Annotated in this window: 23 protein-coding genes and 1 riboswitch; of the genes, 7 read left to right on the top strand and 16 right to left on the bottom strand. The window is 68.7% G+C overall.

Annotated features, from left to right (window positions below; all coding sequences use genetic code 11):
- Positions 1–17 precede the first annotated feature (17 nt).
- Positions 18–1,949 carry a RecQ family ATP-dependent DNA helicase gene (locus MMF98_RS19990; protein WP_243308971.1) on the bottom strand — a complete coding sequence of 644 codons (1,932 nt, stop codon included), beginning with the start codon at positions 1,947–1,949 and terminating at the stop codon, positions 18–20.
- Positions 1,950–2,009: 60 nt separating this feature from the next.
- Positions 2,010–2,402, bottom strand: coding sequence for a rhodanese-like domain-containing protein (locus MMF98_RS19985; RefSeq protein ID WP_243308970.1), 393 nt, complete (start codon positions 2,400–2,402; stop codon positions 2,010–2,012).
- Between the two features lie 48 nt (positions 2,403–2,450).
- Between MMF98_RS19985 and MMF98_RS19980 the strand changes: the two genes are divergently transcribed.
- Positions 2,451–3,497, top strand: a complete 1,047-nt coding sequence (locus MMF98_RS19980; RefSeq protein ID WP_243308968.1) for a homocysteine S-methyltransferase family protein — start codon at positions 2,451–2,453, stop codon at positions 3,495–3,497.
- Between the two features lie 30 nt (positions 3,498–3,527).
- Here the strand turns inward: MMF98_RS19980 and MMF98_RS19975 are convergent, their stop codons facing one another.
- Positions 3,528–4,427, bottom strand: a complete 900-nt coding sequence (locus MMF98_RS19975; protein WP_243308966.1) for a LysR family transcriptional regulator — start codon at positions 4,425–4,427, stop codon at positions 3,528–3,530.
- Positions 4,428–4,527: 100 nt separating this feature from the next.
- On the opposite strand from MMF98_RS19975, the gene MMF98_RS19970 reads away from it, so the two are divergent.
- A complete protein-coding gene (locus tag MMF98_RS19970) occupies positions 4,528–4,968 on the top strand; it encodes a PACE efflux transporter (protein ID WP_243308964.1) in 441 nt (146 codons plus the stop codon).
- Here MMF98_RS19970 and MMF98_RS19965 read toward each other — a convergent pair.
- The 6 genes from MMF98_RS19965 to MMF98_RS19940 all read right to left on the bottom strand — a co-directional run bounded on the left by MMF98_RS19965 (position 4,965) and on the right by MMF98_RS19940 (position 7,974).
- On the bottom strand, positions 4,965–5,225 hold the full coding sequence (locus MMF98_RS19965) for a hypothetical protein (RefSeq protein WP_243308962.1): 261 nt from the start codon (positions 5,223–5,225) through the stop codon (positions 4,965–4,967). The two genes, MMF98_RS19970 and MMF98_RS19965, sit on opposite strands and share 4 nt — an antisense overlap.
- A 61-nt stretch (positions 5,226–5,286) precedes the next feature.
- Positions 5,287–5,508: a hypothetical protein gene (locus MMF98_RS19960; RefSeq protein ID WP_243308961.1), complete on the bottom strand. Its 222-nt coding sequence runs from the start codon at positions 5,506–5,508 to the stop codon at positions 5,287–5,289.
- Positions 5,509–5,583: 75 nt separating this feature from the next.
- Positions 5,584–6,456 (bottom strand): transglutaminase-like domain-containing protein, encoded by an 873-nt coding sequence (locus MMF98_RS19955; protein ID WP_243308959.1) that lies wholly within the window; start codon positions 6,454–6,456, stop codon positions 5,584–5,586.
- Between the two features lie 10 nt (positions 6,457–6,466).
- On the bottom strand, positions 6,467–6,724 hold the full coding sequence (infA, locus tag MMF98_RS19950; RefSeq protein ID WP_243308958.1) for a translation initiation factor IF-1: 258 nt from the start codon (positions 6,722–6,724) through the stop codon (positions 6,467–6,469).
- Between the two features lie 47 nt (positions 6,725–6,771).
- Complete coding sequence (locus MMF98_RS19945; protein WP_243308956.1) at positions 6,772–7,020, bottom strand: hypothetical protein; 249 nt, start codon at positions 7,018–7,020, stop codon at positions 6,772–6,774.
- 354 nt (positions 7,021–7,374) lie between these two features.
- On the bottom strand, positions 7,375–7,974 hold the full coding sequence (locus MMF98_RS19940; protein ID WP_243308954.1) for a cyclic nucleotide-binding domain-containing protein: 600 nt from the start codon (positions 7,972–7,974) through the stop codon (positions 7,375–7,377).
- A gap of 52 nt (positions 7,975–8,026) precedes the next feature.
- A riboswitch (S-adenosyl-L-homocysteine riboswitch) is annotated at positions 8,027–8,110 on the top strand.
- A gap of 44 nt (positions 8,111–8,154) precedes the next feature.
- On the opposite strand from MMF98_RS19940, the gene metH reads away from it, so the two are divergent.
- Both metH and MMF98_RS19930 read left to right on the top strand, forming a co-directional pair.
- Positions 8,155–10,869: a methionine synthase gene (metH, locus tag MMF98_RS19935; protein ID WP_243308952.1), complete on the top strand. Its 2,715-nt coding sequence runs from the start codon at positions 8,155–8,157 to the stop codon at positions 10,867–10,869.
- Positions 10,870–11,062: 193 nt separating this feature from the next.
- Positions 11,063–11,761, top strand: a complete 699-nt coding sequence (locus MMF98_RS19930) for an outer membrane lipoprotein (RefSeq protein WP_243308946.1) — start codon at positions 11,063–11,065, stop codon at positions 11,759–11,761.
- Between the two features lie 112 nt (positions 11,762–11,873).
- On the opposite strand, the gene MMF98_RS19925 is transcribed toward MMF98_RS19930, so the two are convergent.
- The gene (locus MMF98_RS19925) at positions 11,874–13,106 is read right to left on the bottom strand and encodes an MFS transporter (protein ID WP_243308945.1); all 1,233 of its coding nucleotides are present in this window, start codon (positions 13,104–13,106) and stop codon (positions 11,874–11,876) included.
- 57 nt (positions 13,107–13,163) lie between these two features.
- Positions 13,164–14,114 carry a fumarylacetoacetate hydrolase family protein gene (locus MMF98_RS19920; protein WP_243308944.1) on the bottom strand — a complete coding sequence of 317 codons (951 nt, stop codon included), beginning with the start codon at positions 14,112–14,114 and terminating at the stop codon, positions 13,164–13,166.
- 89 nt (positions 14,115–14,203) lie between these two features.
- On the opposite strand from MMF98_RS19920, the gene MMF98_RS19915 reads away from it, so the two are divergent.
- Positions 14,204–14,995, top strand: a complete 792-nt coding sequence (locus MMF98_RS19915) for an IclR family transcriptional regulator (RefSeq protein WP_243308943.1) — start codon at positions 14,204–14,206, stop codon at positions 14,993–14,995.
- A gap of 23 nt (positions 14,996–15,018) precedes the next feature.
- On the opposite strand, the gene MMF98_RS19910 is transcribed toward MMF98_RS19915, so the two are convergent.
- From MMF98_RS19910 to MMF98_RS19890, 5 genes are all read right to left on the bottom strand, one after another.
- The gene (locus MMF98_RS19910; protein ID WP_243308941.1) at positions 15,019–15,984 is read right to left on the bottom strand and encodes a Bug family tripartite tricarboxylate transporter substrate binding protein; all 966 of its coding nucleotides are present in this window, start codon (positions 15,982–15,984) and stop codon (positions 15,019–15,021) included.
- A 23-nt stretch (positions 15,985–16,007) separates the two neighbouring features.
- Positions 16,008–17,219 (bottom strand): CaiB/BaiF CoA transferase family protein, encoded by a 1,212-nt coding sequence (locus MMF98_RS19905; RefSeq protein ID WP_243308940.1) that lies wholly within the window; start codon positions 17,217–17,219, stop codon positions 16,008–16,010.
- Positions 17,220–18,011 (bottom strand): enoyl-CoA hydratase/isomerase family protein, encoded by a 792-nt coding sequence (locus MMF98_RS19900; protein WP_243308939.1) that lies wholly within the window; start codon positions 18,009–18,011, stop codon positions 17,220–17,222.
- 280 nt (positions 18,012–18,291) lie between these two features.
- Positions 18,292–19,065 (bottom strand): ferredoxin--NADP reductase, encoded by a 774-nt coding sequence (locus MMF98_RS19895; RefSeq protein ID WP_243308938.1) that lies wholly within the window; start codon positions 19,063–19,065, stop codon positions 18,292–18,294.
- Positions 19,066–19,321: 256 nt separating this feature from the next.
- The gene (locus MMF98_RS19890; protein WP_243308937.1) at positions 19,322–20,863 is read right to left on the bottom strand and encodes a YifB family Mg chelatase-like AAA ATPase; all 1,542 of its coding nucleotides are present in this window, start codon (positions 20,861–20,863) and stop codon (positions 19,322–19,324) included.
- 229 nt (positions 20,864–21,092) lie between these two features.
- Between MMF98_RS19890 and MMF98_RS19885 the strand changes: the two genes are divergently transcribed.
- Together MMF98_RS19885 and glnK are read left to right on the top strand one after the other, a co-directional pair.
- Positions 21,093–21,875 carry a TorF family putative porin gene (locus MMF98_RS19885; protein WP_243308936.1) on the top strand — a complete coding sequence of 261 codons (783 nt, stop codon included), beginning with the start codon at positions 21,093–21,095 and terminating at the stop codon, positions 21,873–21,875.
- 25 nt (positions 21,876–21,900) lie between these two features.
- Positions 21,901–22,239 (top strand): P-II family nitrogen regulator, encoded by a 339-nt coding sequence (glnK, locus tag MMF98_RS19880; RefSeq protein ID WP_243308935.1) that lies wholly within the window; start codon positions 21,901–21,903, stop codon positions 22,237–22,239.
- Positions 22,240–22,261: the final 22 nt, after the last annotated feature.

Below are 22,261 nucleotides of genomic sequence, written 5' to 3'. Positions count from 1 at the left end.
CGGGGCGGGCTGCGTTCCTAGAACGGCCCCTCGCACACCCGCAGCACCTCGCCGCCATAGGCTTCGAGCTTCTTGGCGCCGATGCCGCTCACGCCTTGCAGGTCGTCCAGCGTGCGCGGCGCCAGCGCGGCGATGGCGGCCAGCGTGGCGTCGTGGAAGATCACGTAGGCTGGCAGGTTGTGGGCGCGCGCCACCTCGGCGCGCCAGGCCTTGAGCGCGGCGAAGCGGGCCTGGGCCTCCTCGCCGAGCGCGGCGGCCACGGCCGGCGGGGCCTTGTCGCGGCGCGTGCGGGTGCGCGCGGGCGCCGCGGTCGACTCGCGCAGCATCACCGGCAGTTCGCCCTTGAGCACGGCGCGCGAGCCGTCGGTGAGCTGCAGCGTGTTGAAGGCCTGGGCATTGACGGCCAGCGCGCCGGTGGCGATCAGCTGGCGCAGCACGCCGCGCAGCTGCTGCTCGCTGAACTCCGCGCCGAGGCCGAAGGTGCTGAGGCGCTCATGCCCGAACTGAGTCACCTTCTCGGTGGTCTTGCCGCGCAGGATGTCCATGATGTGGCCCGCGCCGAAGCTGATGCCGCTGTGCTGCTGCACGCGGTAGATGGTGGACAGCAGCTTGCGCGCGGCGTCCGTCCCATCCCACACCTGCGGCGGCGTCAGGCAGTTGTCGCAATTGCCGCATGTGGCCCCCACGCTCGGCACTTCGTGTCCTCGCTGCCCCCCGAGGGGGCCGCGCCCGCCTTGGGGCGGCCCGGCGTCGGGCGAGGCGTGCGGATATGTCTCGCCGAAGTAGCCCAGCAGCCGCACGCGCCGGCAGTCGATGGCCTCGGCCAGCGCCAGCAGCGCGTCGAGCTTGCCGACCATGACCTGCTTGAAGTCCTCGCCGGCCGGGCTCTCGTCGATCATGCGGCGCTGGTTCACCACGTCCTGCAGGCCGTAGGCCATCCAGGCGTCGGCCGGCTGGCCGTCGCGCCCGGCCCGGCCGGTCTCCTGGTAGTAGCCCTCGATGTTCTTGGGCATGTCCACGTGCGCGACGAAGCGCACGTCGGGTTTGTCGATGCCCATGCCGAAGGCGATGGTGGCCACCATCACGATGCCGTCCTCGCGCAGGAAGCGGTCCTGGTGCTTCTGGCGCACCGCGGCGTCAAGCCCGGCGTGGTAGGGCAGGGCGGCGACGCCGGCTTCGCTCAGCGTCTGCGCCAGCTCCTCGACGCGCTTGCGCGACTGGCAATAGACCACGCCGGCCTCGCCCGCGTGCTCGCGCTCGATGAAGCGCAGCAGCTGCGTGGTCACGTCCTTCTTCTCGACGATGGTGTAGCGGATGTTGGGCCGGTCGAAGCTGCTGACGAACTGGCGCGCCTCCTCGAGCTGCAGCCGCTCCACGATGTCGGCGCGCGTGAGCGCGTCGGCCGTGGCGGTGAGCGCGATGCGCGGCACGCCGGCATAGCGCTCGTGCAGCACCGTGAGCGCGCGGTACTCGGGCCGGAAGTCGTGGCCCCACTGGCTCACGCAGTGCGCTTCGTCGATCGCGAACAGGCTGAGCTGGCAGCGCTCGTGCAGCGCGTCGAGCTGGGCCAGGAAGCGCGGCGTGGTCACGCGCTCGGGCGCGGCGTACAGCAGCGTCACCTCGCCGCGCAGCAGGCGCTTCTCGACCGCGTTGGCCTCCTCGCCGCTGAGCGTGGAGTTGAGGAAGGCCGCTTCCACGCCGGCCTCGTGCAGCGCGCCGACCTGGTCGTGCATCAGCGCGATCAGCGGCGAGACCACGATGGCCACGCCCTGTCCCGCGCGCTGGCGCGCGATGGCCGGGATCTGGTAGCACAGCGACTTGCCGCCGCCGGTGGGCATGAGCACCAGCGCGTCGCCGCCGGCGATCACGTGGTCGACGATGGCGGCCTGCGGGCCGCGGAACTGCGCGTAGCCGAAGACTTCGTGCAGGATGGATTCGGGGAGGGTCAAAATGCTATGAATTTAATAGCTGAAAACGACCGCGGGACGCGGACATTTGGCCGATTTGACTTACATTTGCTCCCAGGGAAGCCCGTCGTGGCGCCAGCCGTTGACGGTGGAGCGGTGAAAGCCGTGGTCCAGGTCGCCCTCGAAGCCGTGCACCACGTTCACCACGTCGGTGAAGCCGGCGGCCTCGAGCGCCCGGCCCGCGTCGGTGGTGCGCTTGCCGCTGCGGCAGATCAGCACCACGGTGCGGTCCTTGCGGCCGGCCTCGCGCTCGACGGCCCTGGCGAAGGCCGCCGGGTCGGGCGTCAGGTCCGGGTATTCGTACCAGGGGATGTTCTCCACGCCGGGCGGGCGGCCCACGTACAACGATTCGATCTCCATGCGCACGTCCACGAACAAGGCGTCGGGCTGCTGCTGGATCAGGGCCCAGGCCTCTGGGGGGAGCAGGTTCTTCATGCCCTCTATTGTCCGGGGAAAAGCGGGGCTTCCTACAATACGGGGACCATGAAGCCCATCGCCTACACCCGCGCCCAGGCCTTGCCGGCCATTCTCGCCAGCCGCATCGCCATTCTCGACGGTGCCATGGGCACCATGATCCAGCGCTTCAAGCTCAACGAGGCGCAGTACCGCGGCGAACGCTTCAAGGACTTTCACAAGGACGTCAAGGGCAACAACGAGCTGCTCTCGCTGACGCGCCCCGACGTCATCGCCGACATCCACGAAGGCTACCTCGCGGCCGGCGCCGACCTGATCGAGACCAACACCTTCGGCGCCACCACCGTCGCCCAGGCCGACTACGACATGGCCGAGCTGGCGCGCGAGATGAACCTGCAGTCGGCCCGGCTCGCCCGTGCCGCCTGCGACAAGTTCAGCACGCCGGACCACCCGCGCTACGTGGCCGGCGCGCTTGGCCCCACGCCCAAGACCGCCAGCATCAGCCCCGACGTGAACGACCCGGGCGCGCGCAACGTGAGCTTCGAGGAGCTGCGCGCGGCCTACTACGAGCAGGTCGAGGCGCTGGTCGAGGGCGGCAGCGACGTGCTGCTGGTGGAAACCATCTTCGACACCCTCAACGCCAAGGCCGCGCTGTTCGCCATCGACGAATTCTTCGAGGCCAGCGGCGAGCGCCTGCCGCTGATCATCAGCGGCACCGTGACCGACGCCTCCGGCCGCATCCTCTCGGGCCAGACCGTCACCGCCTTCTGGCACAGCGTGCGCCATGCCCAGCCGCTGGCCATCGGCCTGAACTGCGCCCTGGGCGCGGCGCTGATGCGGCCCTACATCCAGGAACTCAACAAGGTCGCGGGCGACACCTTCATCAGCTGCTACCCGAACGCCGGCCTGCCCAACCCGATGAGCGACACCGGCTTCGACGAGACGCCCGAGGTCACCTCGCGCCTAGTGCGCGAGTTCGCAGCCGAGGGCCTGGTCAACATCGTGGGCGGCTGCTGCGGCACCACGCCCGAGCACATCGGCGCCATCCGCGAGGCCGTGGCGCCGCTGCCGGCACGCTCGCTGCAGCGCGAGTTCTTCTACAAGGAAGCCGCGTAGCCGCCCGCCGGCGCTCAGCCGGCGGCTCGCTCAACCGGGCGCCGGGTCCGGCCGGCCGGCCTTCATGTGCTCGATGAAGCGCCGCGCCGCCAGCCCCAGCGGCCGCTCCTTGGACCACACCACGTCAACCCAGAGTTCGAGCTGGTTGGTCAGGTTCTTCAGCGGAATCTCCACCAGCGTGCCGGCCGCGATGTGCGGCTGCACCAGGCCGCGCGGCAGCCAGCCCCAGCCCAGCCCGGCACGGATCAGGCTGAGCGCGGCGATGTGGTTGTCGGTGCGCCAGTGCTGGCGCGAGAACACGAAGCGCGGGTCGGTCTGGCCGATGTCGCGGCCGGCCACCACCACCTGGCGCGTGGTGGTCAGGTGCTCGGCGCCCAGCACGGCCGTGGTCTGCAGCAGCGGGTGCGTGGGCGCCATCACCGCCACCAGCGTCTCGCTGCCGAGCTCCTGGAAATCCTCCCGGCCATCCAGGCTCGGGCGCTCGAACACCAGCGCGAGCTGCACGCAGCCCTCGTGCAGCAGGCGCAGCGCGTCGGCCTGCGGCGCCACCAGCACCTCCACCTCGAGCAGCGGGTAGTCCTGCGCCAGCGCGGCCAGCGGCTCGCTCCAGGGCGCCGACAGCAGCTCGGGCGCGATGGCCAGCGCCAGCCGCGTCTCCAGCCCCTGCGTCAGCGCCAGCGCCTCGGCCCTTAGCTGCCGGAGCTGGCCGGCCAGCAGCCGGGCCTGCGGCTCCAGCGCGCGGGCGGCCTCGGTGGGGCGCGGCTCGCGGCCGCTGCGATCGAACAGAGGCAGGTCGAGCTCGGCTTCGATCTGGGCGATGGCCATGCTCACGGCCGAGGGCACGCGCCGCAGCGCGCGCGCCGCGGCGGAGAACGAGCCGTGGTCGAGCACGGCGAGAAACAGTTCGACGTCGTCGCTGTTGAGGCTCATTTATCAGAAAAACTGAAAGTATCTGACTTTATGTATCAGATTATTAGCCATACAGTCACCTCAAGTCATTCGTTTTTACGGTTTTGAAAGGACAACAGCCGTGCAAGGGATCAAACGCAAAGTGGTGTACGTGGCGCTGTACGAGGCGATCGCGATCGCGGTGTGCAGCGTGGCGCTGGCGGCGGCCTCGGGCCAGGGGGTGGCCCATGCGAGCGTGCTGTCGGCGGCGGCTTCGGCCGTGGCCGTGGCCTGGAACCTGGTGTTCAACCACCTGTTCGAGGCCTGGGAGGCCCGGCAGGCGGTGCGCGGGCGCAGCCTGGGCCGGCGCGTGGCGCACGCCATCGGCTTCGAGGGCGGGCTGGTGCTGTTCCTGGTGCCGCTGATCGCCTGGTGGCTGAACGTGAGCCTGTGGCAGGCCCTGGTGATGGACCTGGGGCTGGTGGTGTTCTTCCTGATCTACACCTTCGTGTTCAGCTGGGCGTTCGACCGCGTGTTCGGTCTGCCGGCCTCGGCGTCGGGCGGCGTGGGGCAGGCGGCCTAAGCCTTGAAGTCATACATCTCGCGCAAGGCGTCGAGCTGCCGCCGGGCCGGCCGGGAGAGCGGCCGGGGGAACTCGGCGCAGGTGTCCCGGCAGTTCCAGTTCCGGCCATGGGTGTCGCGCTGGGTGGCGTTCAGGCCGACGAAGTAGATGGCCGCGCCGGCATGGCGGCGGCGGTAGTCGATCACTTCGGGCAGCGCCTCGAGCGAGTCCTGCAGCAGCAGGCTCAGCTGCGCCTTGGTCCGGAGGGGTTTGGGCATGGCGCCATCCAGTCGTCTTGGCCGGGCCATCCATGCTGCGCTCGCGCGGCGGGTCCGCCGGCTACCCGTAGTGCCCGATCCATTCGATGCCGCGTTTCTGGGCGGCATCGATGGCTTCCGCGGCGGTCGGGAAGTCGCACCGGTCGACGGCGATCTGCCGCGGCCGGGTGGGCCAGACCTGTTTGACGATCACCAGTGCCGGGGTGAACGTCCCACCGTCGAGGGCCTTGGCGCTGCACAGCAGTTCGTACTGCTGGTGCCGGAAGACCGAGGTTTGATCCATGGCTGCTTTCTTGACCTGAAGCCGACAGTATGCGCTTCTTGCGTGTCGGGGTGATGCCTCTTTGCGCCAAGGGGCTCAGTGGGCGCCCGCGTCCGTGGACAGCGCTTCGGCGCGGTGCCGGGGCAGCACCAGATGGCCTTCGTCGTCGGGCACGGCGTCGATGCGGATCCGCGGTGCATGGCTCTCGACCCGGCCGAAGATGGTGGCAAAGGCCGCGTCGGCCGCATCGCGGCCGGTGGCGAAGCGGACGAAGCCCATGGGAATGGCGGTGCCCGAGGGATCGAAGATGTACCAGCGGTTGCCGAGATAGGCTTCCACATAGGCGTGGAAGTCGGTTGGCCCCAGTGCCGGGTCGGCGCCGTAGTCGATGCCCGTCGCGAAGCGGGCGGGGATGTTCACGGCGCGGCACAGCGCGATCATGAGGTGCGCGAAGTCGCGGCACACGCCTTCGCGCCCGGCCAGGGTGTCGACCGCGGAGGTGTGGCTGTCGGAGGTGTTCGAGCGGAAGGCCACATGCCCGGCCACCCAGTCGCGGATGGCCATGACGCGGCCGTAGCCTTGCCACAGGCCGCCGAAATGCTGCAGGGCAAAGCCCTGCAGCCGGTCGGACTCGCAGTAGCGGCTCGGATACAGGTAGGGCAGGACGGCGCCCGGCAGGTTGGCCACCCACACCTCGCCCACCAGTTCGGGGGCCACCGCGTGGTGGGCCAGGTCCACCGTCGCGTCATAGCGCACGCGCAGCGCGCCGGGGTGCGCCTGCAGGCGCAGGTAGCGGTTGTGCGTGATCGGGTCCACGTGCGCCTGCGGCACCAGCGTCTGGCTGATGCTCAGGTGTTCCGCCAGCACGCGCTGGTGGTGCGTGCGCGCGGCCTCGATGTTGAAAACGAAGTCCGTGCCGGGCGCGGTGACCTCGTAGGCGAGCTCAACCGAGAACTGCAGGCGGACCATGGGGCAACGCTCAGCGGGTGCGGCGCACGGCGGGCGCCTGGCTCCGGCCCTCGATGTGGCGGAACTTGATGCGTCCCTTGGTCAGGTCGTACGGGGAGAGCTCCAGCGACACCTTGTCGCCCGCCAGGATGCGGATGTGGTGCTTGCGCATCCGCCCGGCGGTGTAGGCCACCAGCTGGTGGCCGTTGTCCAGTGTCACACGGAAGCGGGAGTCGGGCAGGACTTCCGCCACCACGCCGCTCATTTCAATCAGATCTTCTTTGGCCATCGTGTGCTCCGTTAATACTCAAATGAAGGGGTGCCAGGGGCTGGCGCTCAGGACGGCCGCGCGCCTGCGGGGCGCTGGGCTTCGAGCACCCAGATCAGCCCCTGCTCGCTGGCGTACCGGTGCGCTGCGTCCTGGGTGTGAAAAGCCTCTCCGAAGCGCATGACGCGGTCGGTGGACGCGCTGCCGCGGCCGCTGCTGATGGAAACGCTGGCGGCGTAGAGGCCGTCTTCCCGTTGCCTGGACAGTGGCGAAACGCGGTACTTGCCGACGGAGATCGTATTGTTGATGAAATTCAATGCAGAACGATGGCGGGTTGGCCGCCATCCGAAGAAGAAAGACAAGGCACGCCCGAATGCCAGGGGTTCCGGGGCTGTCCGCTCAGGCCACATCCCCAACAGGGGCAGGTCGCATGACACCGCAGCAGCAGTGTCTGAAAGGGCAGGTAGGAGGGAGATCGGGGCTATCTGCGCGTCAAAGGCGCAACCCTCGCGATTACAGGGCCTGACTAGCGGGTTCTGCTGCCGAGAACCCTGCTTCGCCCGAAGAGGCGAAGTGGACAAAGTCGCAAACGCGATGTGTCCAATATACCACAGGCCGCCTGTCGCTGCTGCCCTGGCGGCGCAAGGCCCCAGGCGCGGCAGGCCTGGCGCTCACAGCGGCATCAGCTGGTTGATTTCTTCCTGCATGGCCTGGGTGAGCTGGGCGTAGAGCTTGAGCTTTTCCGCACTCTCGCGCATGCGTTCGGCGATCCGCAGCGAGATCGCCATCATCAGCTTGGCCGCGGTGCGCGGGTCGTCGTTCAGCAGTTCGGCCAGCGCGTCGCGCGTCAGGATGGCGCAGCGCAGATGGGTCATGGCGGTGCAGGAGGCCGAGCGCGGCTCGCCGTCGAGCAGGCCCATCTCGCCGATCAGGCTGCCGGGGCCGAGCACGGTCACGGTGATGGGCTCGGTGCGGCTGACCACGATCGACTCGATTGTGACCTCGCCGTCCAGCACCAGCAGCATGAAGTCGGTCTCGCGGGTGTCGCCTTCCTTGATGAAGGTGGTGCCCACGGCGATCTTGCGCGGCTGCATGTAGCTCACCACCGCGCGCGCTTCCTCGTGCGTGAGCTGCATCAGGGCGCTGGGCGCGGTGAGCATGTCGGCCGCGAGATCGGCGCTGGACGAGCCTTCGATCGCGCGCAGCCGCTCCTGCGGCAGACGGGACTCGGACGCATCGGCGGTTCTTCGGCCAAATAACTTCTGGAACATGGGTGAATGAAGCGGCCATGGCGGCCGGGGCAATGAGCAATTAAAATCATGGTAACCCAAGGAGCGTTGCAGCGGAGCCTGTTCATGGCAGGTCCGTCAGGCTTGGGTGGGTTTACCGCAACGACGCTCACCTTCCTTTACGCAGGGTGAGCCATGTCAGATTCCGCCATTGTTCCTTTCATGAAGCTATCGGGCCTCGAGCCCGTGAGCATCGGTCCCGGGACGCTGTTCGTCAACATCGGCGAGCGCACCAATGTCACCGGCTCCAAGGCCTTCGCGCGCATGATCCTCAACAACCAGTTCGAGGAAGCGCTGGCCGTGGCGCGCCAGCAGGTGGAGAACGGCGCCCAGGTGATCGACATCAACATGGACGAGGCCATGCTCGACAGCAAGGCCGCGATGGTGCGCTTCCTGAACCTGATCGCCTCCGAGCCCGACATCGCGCGCGTGCCGATCATGGTGGACAGCTCCAAGTGGGAGGTGATCGAGGCCGGCCTGCGTTGCATCCAGGGCAAGGGCATCGTCAATTCGATCTCCATGAAGGAGGGCGTCGATGCCTTCAAGCGCCAGGCCCGGCTGCTGCGCCGCTACGGCGCGGCCGCAGTGGTGATGGCCTTCGACGAGAAGGGCCAGGCCGACACCTACGAGCGCAAGATCGAGATCTGCGAGCGCGCCTACCGCATCCTGGTGGATGAGATCGATTTCCCGCCCGAGGACATCATCTTCGACCCCAACATCTTCGCCATTGCCACCGGCATCGAGGAACACAACAACTACGCGGTCGATTTCATCAACGCCGTGCGCTGGATCAAGCAGAACCTGCCGGGCGCCAAGGTCTCGGGCGGCGTGTCCAACGTGAGCTTCAGCTTCCGCGGCAACGACCCGGTGCGCGAAGCGATCCACACGGTGTTCCTGTACCACGCGATCCAGGCCGGCATGGACATGGGCATCGTCAACGCCGGCATGGTCGGCGTCTATGATGACCTGGCGCCCGAGCTGCGCGAGCGTGTCGAGGACGTGGTGCTGAACCGCCGGCCCGACGCGGGCGAGCGCCTGGTGGAGATTGCCGAAACGGCCAAGAGCGGCGCCAAGGACGAGAGCAAGAAGCTCGAATGGCGCGGCACGCCCGAGCAGCCCGTGCACGTGAACCAGCGGCTGTCGCACGCCATGGTGCACGGCATCACCGATTTCATCATCGAGGACACCGAGGAGGCCTACCGGGCCATCCTGGCCACTGGCGGGCGACCGCTGCACGTGATCGAAGGCCCGCTGATGGACGGCATGAACATCGTCGGCGACCTGTTCGGCGCCGGCAAGATGTTCCTGCCCCAGGTGGTGAAGTCGGCGCGGGTGATGAAGTCCGCCGTGGCCCACCTGATTCCCTACATCGAGGAAGAAAAGCGCCAGGACGAGGCCGCCGGCCGCGACGTGCGCACCAAGGGCAAGATCGTCATCGCCACCGTCAAGGGCGACGTGCACGACATCGGCAAGAACATCGTGACGGTGGTCCTGCAGTGCAACAACTTCGAGGTGGTGAACATGGGCGTGATGGTGCCGTGCCACGAGATCCTTGCGAAGGCCAAGGTCGAGGGCGCGGACATCGTGGGCCTGTCGGGCCTGATCACGCCGTCGCTGGAAGAGATGCAGTACGTGGCCGGCGAGATGCAGAAGGACGACCACTTCCGCATCAGGAAGATCCCGCTCCTGATCGGCGGTGCCACCACGTCGCGCGTGCACACGGCTGTGAAGATCGCGCCGCACTACGAAGGCCCGGTGGTCTACGTGCCCGATGCCTCGCGCAGCGTGAGCGTGGCGCAGAGCCTGCTGTCCGACCAGGCCGCGAAGTACATCGACGAGATCAATGCCGACTACGACAAGGTGCGGCACCAGCACGCCAACAAGAAGCAGGTGCCGCTGTGGCCGCTGGCCCAGGCGCGCGCCAACAAGACGCCGATCGAGTGGCCGGGCTACCAGCCGCCCCGGCCGAAATTCCTGGGCCGCCGCGTGTTCAAGAACTTCGATCTCACCGAACTCGCCAGCTACATCGACTGGGGCCCGTTCTTCCAGACCTGGGACCTGGCCGGGCCGTTCCCGGCCATTCTCAAGGACGAGATCGTCGGCGCCGAAGCCGTGCGCGTCTTCAGCGACGGGCAGCGCATGCTCAAGCGGCTCATCGAAGGCCGCTGGCTGACCGCCAACGCCGTGATCGGCCTGTACCCGGCGAACAGCGTGAACGACGACGACATCGAGTTCTATGCCGACGAGTCGCGCAGCCAGCCCGTGCTCACCTGGTACGGCCTGCGCCAGCAGACCGAGAAGCAGGCCATCGAGGGCGTGATGCGCCCAAGCCGCTGCCTGGCCGATTTCGTGGCGCCCAGGGCCAGCGGCGTGGCCGACTACGCGGGGGTGTTCGCCGTGACGGCGGGCATCGGCGCAGAGAAGAAGGAGAAGTACTTCCTCGACGATCTCGACGACTACTCCGCCATCATGTTCAAGGCGCTGGCCGACCGGCTGGCCGAGGCGCTGGCCGAATGCCTGCACCACCGCGTGCGCACCGACCTGTGGGGCTATGCGGCGCAGGAGGGCCTGAGCAACGACGAGCTGATCGCCGAGAAGTACACCGGCATCCGGCCGGCGCCGGGCTACCCGGCCTGCCCGGACCACAGCGTCAAGGGCCCGATGTTCGACCTGCTGCAATGCGCGGAGATCGGCATGGGGCTGACCGAATCGCTGGCCATGACGCCGGCCGCCAGCGTCAGCGGCTTCTACCTGAGCCACCCGCAGAGCACCTATTTCAACGTGGGCCGGATCGGCGAGGACCAGCTGCAGGACCTGGCCCGCCGGCGCGGTGCCAGCGAGCAGGCGCTGCAGCGCCTGCTCGCGCCCAACCTCTGAGGCGCGGCGTAAGGCGCGACGCCGCCGTGAAATAGTTGACAGTCCGAGGGGCCGGGGAGTACCGTCCTTCACGACGAGTTACAAACTGACATCGTGCGTTGCACGGTCTTGTGTATCTTTTGGGGCCAGTCGCGCGTTAGAGAGCGTGACACACGAGGGCCGCGGATGGTCTGCGGCAGAAAGGGAATCCATCATGAGCACGACGTTCGATCAAACCGCCCCGGCGGCTTCCAGCACCAAACCCCTGTGGGCCGCCGTGGGCGCCCTGGCCGTGGTGGTGGTCGGCCTGGCCGGTACGCTGATCTACACACAGACCAAAACCCCGCAGGCCAGCGCACCCGCGCCCGTCGCGGCCCTGACCCCGCCCAGCGTGGCGCCGGTCGTCACCGCGCCGGCGGCGGCCGAGAAGCCCGCCGACGAGGTGGCTCCGCCCAAGCCGGTGGCCAAACCCGTGGTGACGGCGCCCAAGCCGGCGCCGGTCCATGTCGCGCGCAAGCCCGTACCGGCGCCGACGGTGGTGGGCGAGGCCACGCCGGCACCGGCTCCCGCGCCGGCGCGTGTGGTGTGCGCCAACTGCGGCACCATTGAATCCGTGACCCCGGTGGAGCACAAGGGATCGGGCAGCGGCCTGGGTGCCGTGGCCGGCGGCGTGCTGGGCGCGGTGGTCGGCAACCAGGTCGGCGGCGGCACGGGCCGCACGGTGGCGACGGTGCTGGGCGCGGTTGGCGGCGGCTATGCCGGCAACGCGGTCGAGAAGAACATGAAGAAGACCACGGCCTACCAGGTCCAGGTCCGCATGGAAGACGGCTCGGTGCGCACCATCGAGCAGGCCACGGCGCCGGCCGTCGGCGCCCGCGTCGTGGTGGACGGCAACGGCCTGCGCGCGCAGTAAGTTGCCGCGGGGGCTGCGCCGCAACGGCGCCGCTCCCGCCAGGGTTGCCGGTCACGCCAGCCCGATTTCTTCTTTTTCTCTTGCTTCCCATCCGCCGCCTGCGGCTGGTGGGTCATGCGCTTTCGGCCTGCTGTCGCGCCGGCAGCAGCGCCCGGCGCTGCGCCTGCAGCAGGGCCAGCACCGCCACCACGCTGGCGGCCAGCAGCACCCACAGGCCCGGGGCGTAGCCGCGCTCCCGGCTCCACAGCAGGCCCAGCATCAGCGGCGCTACCGCGCGCGCGAGGGCCATCGGCAGGCCCAGGGCGCCATTGAGGGCGGCCACATGGTCGCGGTTCACGTACTGTGCGATCGCCGTGCCCTTGACGATGGTCAGCATGCCGTTGCCCATGCCGTAGAGCAACACGAACAGCAGCGCCGCCCCGCCGTGGCCGCCGCCCGCGAGCAGCGCGGCCAGGCCCAGCGGGATCAGGCAGGGGATCAGCCGGTTGGCCAGATGCAGGTCGAAGCGGTGCTCGAAGAAATACAGCAGCAACCGCCCCAGCACCTGGATCAGGCCGATGCTGGCCGGAATGGCGATGACCCAGGCCTCGGCCAGGCCGTTTTCGCGCAGCAGGCTCACCATGTGGGCGGGCAGCGCCGCCGTGATCGCCATCATCAGCACCACGAACACGCCGATCAGCAGGAACGGCGCGCTGCGCAGGCTGCGCGCCAGCGAAGCCGCCGGCGTTCCCGCCGCGGTGCCGGCCCCGGCGGGAGCCACCGGGGCGCCGCGCAGCAGGCGCGCATGCAGCGGCACGCAGACCAGCAGGTGCAGGCCGGCCAGCACCCACAGCGTGCGGCGCCAGCCGAGCTGCTCGATCAGCCAGGCGGTCAGCGGGATGAACACCGTGCTGGCCAGCCCGCCGAGGAAGGTCAGCGTGATGATGGCGCGGCGGAAGTCGTGGGGAAAGCGCCGCGTGACGACGGCGAAGGCCGGGTTGTAGAGCGTGGCGGCCATGGCCGCGCCCAGGCCGATCCAGGCGGCGTAGAAGCCGGCCAGGCTGTGCACCGCGCTGTGCAGCAGCAGGCAGGCGGCCACCAGCAGCGAGCCGCCGGTCATCACCGCGCGCTCGTGGCCGCGGTCGATCCAGCGGCCCATCGGGTAGGCCAGCAGGCCTTCGGTCAGCAGCGCCAGGCTGAAGGCCAGCGAGGACTGGGAGCGGCTCAGGCCGAGTTCGCGCTCGACCGGCTCCATCAGCAGGGCGAAGGTGTAGAACACGCTGCCCCAGGTGATGAGCTGGCCCAGCGACAGCCAGCCCACCAGCCGCCGGTCGTAGGGGTGGTCGGGGGCGGCTGGCGCTGTCATTCCAAAATTATCGCAGAATGAGGCTCCAGTCCAGGCCCGGCATATGATGAGTGCTATCTATTTGATAGCGTCAGGCTGAACGGCTTCGACGGTGTTGACGAGCCGGCCGATGCCGTCGATGCGGCATTCGATCACGTCGCCGCCTGTCAGGAAGCGGCGCGGGTTCATCGCGTAGCCCACGCCCGAGGGCGTGCCGGTGGCGATCACGTCGCCGGGCTCCAGCGTCAGCCCGGCCGAGAGCGACTCGATGATTTGCGGAATCTTGAAGATCATGTCGCCGGTGCTGGCGTGCTGGCGCGGCTCGCCGTTGACGTCCAGCGCGATCGCGAGCGCGTGCGGGTCGGCGATCTCGTCGGCGCTCACGATCCACGGCCCCATGGGGCAGCTGGTGTCCAGCGCTTTGCCCTTGAACCACTGGTCGTGGCGGCGCTGCAGGTCGCGCGCGGTGATGTCGTTGACGATGGTGTAGCCGAACACGTGGCGCATCGCGTCCGCCGCCGCGATGTCGCGCCCACCGGTGCCGATGACGACGGCCAGCTCCACCTCGTAGTCCAGCCGGCGCGTGACGCGCTCGTCGTAGCGGATGGCGGCACCGTCGCCGACGATGGCGCTGGCGGGCTTGGTGAAGAACTGCGGATGCTCGGGCAGCGGCGTCGCCTTGTCGCGCGAGAGGTTGTCCTCCTGGATATGGTCCGCATAGTTGCGGCCCAGGCAGAACACGTTGCGCGGCGTGCGGGGCAGCGGTGCGAGCAGGCGCACCTGGGCCGGCGCGATCCGCGCGACGGCGAAGGCATGCGGCTGCTGCGCCACCTGGCGGCACAGCGCATGCGCACGCTCGCCGGCGGCGACCAGGTCGAGCATGGACAGCGGGCCGGCGGCGGCACCGCCAAAGCCGTGGCGCTGGCCGGTGGGCAGCACCGCCAGCACCACCTGCAGGTCGAACACGCCAGCGGCGTCGAACAGGGCGGGGACGGCGCGGCCGTCACGGGCAAGGGTGGCCAGTTTCATGGGGAAAAGACTCCGGAGTTGAAATTCATGGATGAGAAAACACGGGGCAGGCGCCTGGGCCCGCGCGGCGTGGGCGTTAGGATCGCCGCATGGCTCCCCCCGTCAAATCCGCGCAGCGCGTGGTCGAGGTGTTCGAATATTTCGCGCAGCGGCGCGCGCCGGCCACGCTGACCCAGGTCTGCGCGGCGCTCGGCTACCCGGCGTCCAGCACCTTCGCGCTGCTCAACACCCTGCGCGATCTGGGCTACCTGGACTATTCGCGCGAGGAGCGCACCTTCGTGCCCACCGTGCGCGCGGCACTGCTGGGCATCTGGGTCAACGACGCGCTGCTGAGCGACGGCACCATCGTGCGGCTCATGTACCGGCTGCGCGACGACACCGGCTGCACCGCGGTGCTGGGCATCCAGAGCGGCTTCCAGATGCAGTACATCCACGTGGTGAAAGGCAACGACGCCACGGGGCGCACCGACGTCAGCACCGGCGCGCTGCGTCCGCTGCTGCGCTCGGCCATGGGCGAGGTGGTGCTGGCGCTCAAGCCGCGCGCCGAGCTGCGCGCCCTGGTCAGCCGCATCAACGCCCAGGAGGCGCCGGCCCGCCAGGTGCGGCTGTCGGAGCTGCAGGCCCGGCTCGACCTGTGCCGCGAGCGCGGCTGGTCGTACAGCGAAGGCGTGTCCACGCCGGGCTCGGGCATCATCACCATGCTGCTGGCCGCGCCACAGCACCAGCCGCCCATGGTGCTGGGCCTGGGCGGGCGCATCGCGGCGCTGCGTGCGAACAAGGAGCGCTTTCTCGACGCGCTGCGCGGCGTGGTGGCCGCGCATCGCGAACACATGGAAGCGCTGCCGCAGACCTTCGCGGCGTCGGGCCGCCCGCGCGCCTGAGAGGCGCTGAGCAAGCTCCAGGCTCATTCGGGCTTCATGCCGGCCGCCTCGGCCACGCGGCGCAGCGTCTCGATCTGCTCGACCTGGTACTTGCGCATCTCGCTGGTGCCGCGCAGCAGCAGCTCCGAGCCCACGCGCTGTGCAAACGCCTTGCCTTCGGGTGAGGCCATGATGGCCTGCACGGTCGCGGCCAGCCGCGCGGTGATCTCGTCCGGCACCTCCGCGCGCACCATCAATGCCGACCAGCCGTAGACCGAGAACTCGGGGTAGGTTTCCTTGATGGTCGGCACCTCGGGGAATTCCGGGTGGCGCTGCTCGCCGGTCACGGCCAGCAGCCGCAACTGGCCCGACTTGACCAGCGGCGTGAGCGAGGTCACGCCGTCCATGCCCGCGTCGATCTGCGAGCCGGCCAGGTCGGTGTTCATCTGGCTGGTGGTCTTGTACGGTACATGGGTGAACTGCGCGCCCGACAGGCTGGACAGCCACTCCGCGGCCAGCCGGTAGCCGGTGCCGAAGTTGCCGAAGTTCACCGCCCGCGGCCGGCTCCTGGCGGCATCGAGCAGGTCGGCCAGCGTCTTGCGCGGCGAATTGCCCGGCACCGCGATGCCCAGCATGCTGCGCCCGATGCCGGCCACCGGCTTGAAGTCCTTGAGCGGGTCGTAGGGCAGCGCCTTGATCAGGATGGGATTCACCGCGAGGTTGGTCCAGCTGCCCAGTACCAGTGTGTAGCCATCGGGCGCGGCGTTCCTGGCCGCCATCATGCCGATGCGGCCGTCCGCGCCGGGCTGGTTGTCCACCACCACGCTCTGCTTGAGTGCCACCGCCATGTACTGCGCGATGAAGCGCGCCGACGTATCGCTGGTGCTGCCCGCGGCGAACGGTGCGATCAGGCGGACGGCGTGGTCCGGGTAGCGCTGCTGCGCCGAGGTGGGGAGGGCCGCGGCCACCGGGGTGGCGGCCAGCAGCCGCAGGAAATGTCTTTTGTCCATGGTGTCTCCTTTTTTTTGGGGGGTCAGGTGGCGTCTGGTGCCGTGGCGCCCAGCAGGGCGTCCACCTGCGCGGGCGGGTAGCCGAGCTCCTGCAGCACCTCGCGGGTGTGCTCGCCCAGGGCCGGCGGCGGGCGGCGCGTGCCGCCCGGGTCGCTAGCGAGCAGGAAGCCGGTGTTCAGGATGCGCGCCGGGTCGCCGCCGGGCGGCTGCACGGGCAGGGTCAGCCCGCGGTGCGCGAAGTGGGGGTGCGCCAGCGCCTCGTGCAGCTCGCGCACCGCCCCGGCCGCGACGCCGGCCTGATTGAGCAGTTCTTCCCATTCGAGCGCCGTGCGCGCGGCCAGCGCACGGACCACCTCCGCGCGCAGCGCCGCGGCGTTCTGCTGGCGCGAGCGCCGGTCGGCGAAGCGCGCGTCGGCCACGAGGTCGGGGCGCTGCAGCACGGCGCACAGCTGCTCGAACTGGTCCTGCCGCACGGCGCCGATGGTGATGTCGCCCCGCGCGGTGGGAAAGGTGTCGGCCGTGGGCGACATGCTGTAGCCCAGGTTGCCCTGCTTCTTTGGCTGGATGCCCGCGGCCAGGTAGGGGCCCGCCACCGACACCATCATCACCATGGCCGCGTCCATCATGGCCACGTCGATGTACTGGCCCTCGCCGCTTTTCTCGCGCCGCAGCAGCGCCGACACGATGGCCAGCGCCGCCAGCATGCCGGTGAAGGTGTCCACCACCGGAAAGCCGATGCGCATGGGCCCGCTGCCGGGCTCGCCCGACAGGTTCATCAGGCCCGACATGCTCTGGATGATCTGGTCGATGGCCGGGTTGGCGCGCAGCGGCCCCGACTGGCCGAAGCCCGAGACCGAGCAGAACACGATGTCCGGCCGGATCGCCTTGCAGGCCTCGTAGCCCAGGCCCAGCCGGTCCATCACGCCGGGGCGGAAGTTCTCGATCACCACGTCGGCCCAGGCCACCAGGCGCCGCGCCACCGCCAGGTGCCGCTCGTTCTTGAGGTCCAGCACCATGGAGCGCTTGCCGCTGTTGACCGACACGAAGGACGGGCCCATGCCCGCGTTGCCGGGCTGGCCCGGTGTCAGCCCGCCATAGTTGCGCATGGTGTCGCCCTGCGCGGACTCGACCTTGACCACGTCCGCGCCCTGCAGGCACAGGTAGTTGGTGGCGATGGGGCCGGCCAGCACGTGCGTGAAGTCCAGCACCTTGCAGCCTTGGAGTGCCTGGGTCATTCAGCGGTCCTCGGCGGCCTGGGGGAAGGCGCCGGTGAAGCGCGGCTTGCGGCGTTCGTTGAAGGCGCGCTTGGCCTCGCGCCCGTCGGGGCTCAGGCTCAGGTAGCGCTGCATCGGCGCACTGGCCTCGGAATGCGTGGAGAAGCCGGCCGAATCGAGCAGCAGGTTGGTGGCGCTCTTGGTGTAGCGGATGGCCAGCGGCGGCAGCTCCAGCAGCGCATGGACGTAGTCGTCCACCGCGGCGTCGAACCCGTCGGCCGGCACGCTGCGGTTGATCAGGCCCCAGGCCTCGGCTTGCGGCGCGCTGACGCGCCGGCCCAGCAGCGACATCTCCAGCGAGCGGGCGCGGCCCACGGTGAACAGGAAGGCGCCGCCGCTGTGATTGCCGGCCTGGATCTCGCGCATCTGGAAGTACGCGCTGTCGACCGACACCACCAGGTCGCAGGCCGTGGCCAGGTAGACGCCGCCGCCGATGGCCGGGCCGTTGACCGCGGCGACCACGGGCTTGAAATTGCGCTGGATGCGCTGGCGCGCCGCGACGTTGAAGCGGCCGTAGGCGTCGATCGCCTGGGCATCGGCCGAGCGCGTGAAACGCAGGTCCTGGCCAGCGCTGAACATGTCGCCCGCGCCGGTGAGCACGGCGCAGCGGCATGCGGGGTCGTTCTCGACCTCGTCGAAAGCCGCGACCAGCTCCTTGAACATGTCCAGGTCGTGCGCGTTGCGCACTTCGGGGCGGTTGAGCACCACGCGCCAGACGCTGCCCTGCTTGTCGATTCGGATGGATGTGTACATGACTTCACCTTTGAGTGGGTGAAGTATGGGAAACAAGGCATCCTGCGCACAATGGGCTGGGGTCTATATTTCACATTCATGAAACAGATTTCTCATCCGTGAAATAAGAATCGGCCGCCCGGCAAGCGGGGGTTGCGGCACGCGATGCCGTCGATCATCGCCATGCCGCTGGCCAGAATCTCACCGGCCAGCCGCCTCGATCATGGCGATGGAGGGTCTTGCTTGCGGCCGAAGCCGCGGGAGACCGTCAGGCCGCATGGCCTGACGGCGGCGCAGCCTTCTATTTCTCGGCGAAGGCGCGCTCGATGACGAAGTCGCCCGGCGTGGAGGTGTTGCCTTCCTTGAAGCCGCGCGCTTCCAGCAGGTGCTTGAGGTCGACCAGCATGCCGGGGCTGCCGCAGATCATCACGCGGTCCTGCTCGCGGTCGATCTCGGGCAGGTGCAGGTCCTTGAACAGCTTGCCCTTTTCCATGAGGTCGGTCACGCGGCCCATGTTGCGGTAGAGCTCGCGCGTCACGGTGGGGTAGTACAGCAGCTTCTGCTTGACCATCTCGCCCAGGAATTCGTGCTGCGGCAGGTGGTCCACCATGAGGTCGTGGTACGCCAGCTCGTCGACCTGGCGCACGCCGTGCACCAGCACGATCTGCTCGAAGCGCTCGTAGGTCTCCGGGTCGCGGATGATGCTCATGAATGGCGCCAGCCCGGTGCCGGTGGACAGCAGGTACAGGCGCTTGCCGGGCAGCAGGTAGTCGATCAGCAGCGTGCCGGTGGGCTTGCGGCCGACGATGATGGTGTCGTCCACCTGGATGTGCTGCAGCCGCGAGGTCAGCGGCCCTTCTTCCACCTTGATGCTCAGGAACTCGAGGTGCTCCTCGTAGTTGGCGCTCACGATGCTGTAGGCGCGCAGCAGCGGCTTGTCGTTGACGCGCAGGCCGATCATGGTGAAGTGGCCGTTGGAGAAGCGCAGCGACGGGTCGCGCGTGGTGGTGAAGGTGAACAGGCGGTCCGTCCAGTGGTGGACGCTCAGCACGCGTTCCTCGTTGAAAGCACTCATGGTTCAGGAAAGATCAGGCGTTGTAGAAAGGGGCAGGCCGTTCGTGGCGCCAGGGCCCGGTGTCGCGCGGCCTGGGCGGGCGATACACCCCATGCCTCACAGTTTATCCATTCCCTTACTACATTTAGGTATAAGTCAACAGACGGCCCCGGTTTCGGGCTGTACGGCCGGGGTGGCGCCGTATTTGGCAAGGAAATCGCGCAGATGTCCTTGTCCCCTGGTCATTGTTTGCTATTGATTTGGTAGCAATTGGCGCTCAGGCCGGGCGCAGCGCGCGCCGGTACTGCACGGCTTCGGCGATGTGCGCCACCTGCGTCGTGCCGGCGCCGGCCAGGTCGGCGATGGTGCGCGCCACCTTGAGCGCGCGGTGGGTCGAGCGCGCGCTCCAGCCCAGCCGCGCGGCGGCGGTGTTGAGAAACTTCGCGGCGGCATCTTCCAGCGCCAGGTGGTCGTCGATCTCCTGGCCGGCCAGCGCCTGGTTCGGCTTGCCCTGGCGCTGCAGCGCGCGCTCCCGCGCCGCCGTGCAGCGCTCGCGGATGGGGCCGGTGGATTCGCCCGCGCCCGCCTGCAGCAGGTCGGCGGGCGGCAGGGCCGGCACTTCCACGTGCAGGTCGATGCGGTCGAGCAGCGGGCCGCTGAGCCGGCCCTGGTAGCGCGACACCTGGTCGGGCGTGCAGCGGCAGGCCTTGAGCGGCGAGCCCAGGTAGCCGCAAGGGCAGGGGTTCATGGCCGCGATCATCTGGAAGCGCGCCGGAAATTCGGCGCGCCGCGCCGCGCGCGAAATCGTGATGGTGCCGGTTTCCAGCGGCTCGCGCAGCGCCTCCAGGGCGGCGCGCGGAAATTCGGGCAGTTCGTCCAGAAAAAGGACGCCATGGTGGGCCAGCGAGATTTCGCCGGGCCGCGGCGGCGAACCGCCCCCCACCAGCGCTACCGCGCTGGCCGAGTGGTGCGGGCTGCAGGTCGGCCGGGTGGCCCAGTGCTCCAGCGAGAAGCGCCCGCCCAGGCTGGCCACGGCCGCGCTTTGCAGCGCCTCGTCCACGCTCATGGCCGGCAGCAGGCCGGCAAAGCGCTGGGCCAGCATCGACTTGCCCGAGCCCGGCGGGCCCACCATCAGCACGCTGTGGCCGCCAGCCGCCGCGATCTCCAGCGCGCGCTTGGCGGCGGCCTGGCCCTTGACGTCGGCCAGGTCGGCATAGCGCGCCGCGGGCGGCCGGGCCCGCCGCGGCGGCACGCGCACCCAGCCGCCGGTGTCGTCCTCGGCGGGCGCGGCCTCCTTCGGCGCGGGCAGGAACTGGCGCACCACGTCGAGCAGGTGGCGGGCGCCATAGACCTGCATGCCGGGCACCAGCGCGGCTTCTTCGGCGCTGGCGGCCGGCAGCACCAGCCGGGGCTGGGCCTGCTGCGCCCGCAGGGCCAGGCTCATGGCCAGCGCGCCGCGCACCGGCCGCAGCTCGCCCGACAGCGACAACTCGCCCGCGAACTCGTGGCCGGCCAGCCGCGCGGCGTCGATCTGGCCGCTGGCGGCCAGGATGCCGAGTGCGATCGGCAGGTCGAAGCGGCCCGAATCCTTGGGCAGGTCGGCCGGCGCCAGATTCACGGTGATGCGCTTGTTGTGGGGAAACTCGAGGCCCGAGTTCTGGAGCGCGCTGCGCACCCGCTCGCGCGCCTCCTTAACCTCCACCTCGGCCAGCCCCACCAGCGTGAAGCTCGGCAGGCCATTGGCCAGATGCACCTCGACGGTGACGGCCGCCGCTTCCAGCCCCAGCAGGGCACGGCTTTGCACCAAAGACAAGCTCATGAGAACCAACTCCCCAATTGAGTGCGCACTGTACCTGTGCGGCGAGGCGGACGCGAAGGCGCACCAAAAACGTGCTCGGCAGGTGCTTTCGTTTTTCTATGACTGAAAGGAGTAACGCGGCAGCCCCCTGTTGCGAGGACGCAGAAAGAGACAGGCGTTCATGGGACGTTAACTTTGGCACGCTCCCTGCTTAGCACCGGTGTCCCTTTTTTCTTGTTAGGAGAACCTCGTGAAATTGAAAGCTACTCAAACGATGCTGTTGTCCCTGCTGGCCGTGTCCGGTGCTGCCTTTGCCCAGACCGCGGCGCCTGCCGCAGAGCCGGACTACACCCTGTCCTACAACATCGGCGCCGTGACCGAATACCGCTACCGCGGCATCTCCCAGACCGGCAAGAAGCCGGCGCTGCAGGGCGGCATCGACTTCGCGCACAAGAGCGGCTTCTACCTGGGCACCTGGGGCTCCACCATTTCCTGGATCAAGGACAGCACGGCCAACCCCAACACCACCAAGGGCCCGATCGAGATCGACCTGTACGGCGGCTACAAGGGCTCGATCACCGACTCCGTCTCGTTCGACGTCGGCGGCCTGCAATACTGGTACGCCGGCAACAACCTGGGCAACACGGCCGGCTTTGCCAACGCCAACACCTTCGAGCTGTACGGCGCCCTGTCGTTCGGCCCGGTCACGGCCAAGTACTCGCAGAGCACGACCAACCTGTTCGGCACGCCCAACAGCAAGGGCAGCGGCTACTTCGACCTGAGCGCCACGTTCGACCTGGGCAACGGCTTCTCCATCGTGCCGCACATCGGCAGCCAGACCATCAAGAACGCCACCTCCTACACCGACTACTCGCTGGCCCTGAACAAGGACTTCGACGGCCTGGTGGTCAGCGCCACCCTGGTCGGCACCAACTGGAGCAGCAAGCAGGGCTTCGACTACACCCTGCCGGGCACCGGCACCAAGAACCTGGCCGGCAGCACCCTGGTGCTGGGCCTCAAGAAGAATTTCTAATTCCTTAACCCGTCGAGGAGAAGACATGAAACTCGTAACGGCCATCATCAAACCGTTCAAGCTGGACGAGGTGCGCGAAGCCCTCTCCGGCATCGGGGTGCAAGGCATCACCGTGACCGAAGTCAAGGGCTTCGGCCGTCAGAAAGGCCACACCGAGCTGTACCGCGGCGCGGAGTACGTGGTGGACTTTCTGCCCAAGGTCAAGATCGAAGCGGCGGTGGCCGACGAGTTGGTCGAGCGCGTGATCGAGGCGGTGGAGGCTGCGGCCCGCACCGGCAAGATCGGCGACGGCAAGATCTTCGTATACAACCTGGAGCAGGTCGTCCGCATCCGCACCGGCGAAACCGGCAAGGAAGCGCTGTAAATCTGCAGCCCTCAAGAAAGAG

This window comes from Variovorax terrae (genome assembly GCF_022809125.1).
GTDB classification, from domain to species: Bacteria; Pseudomonadota; Gammaproteobacteria; order Burkholderiales; family Burkholderiaceae_C; genus Variovorax_A; species Variovorax_A terrae.
This window is presented reverse-complemented; position numbering and strand designations above follow the sequence as displayed.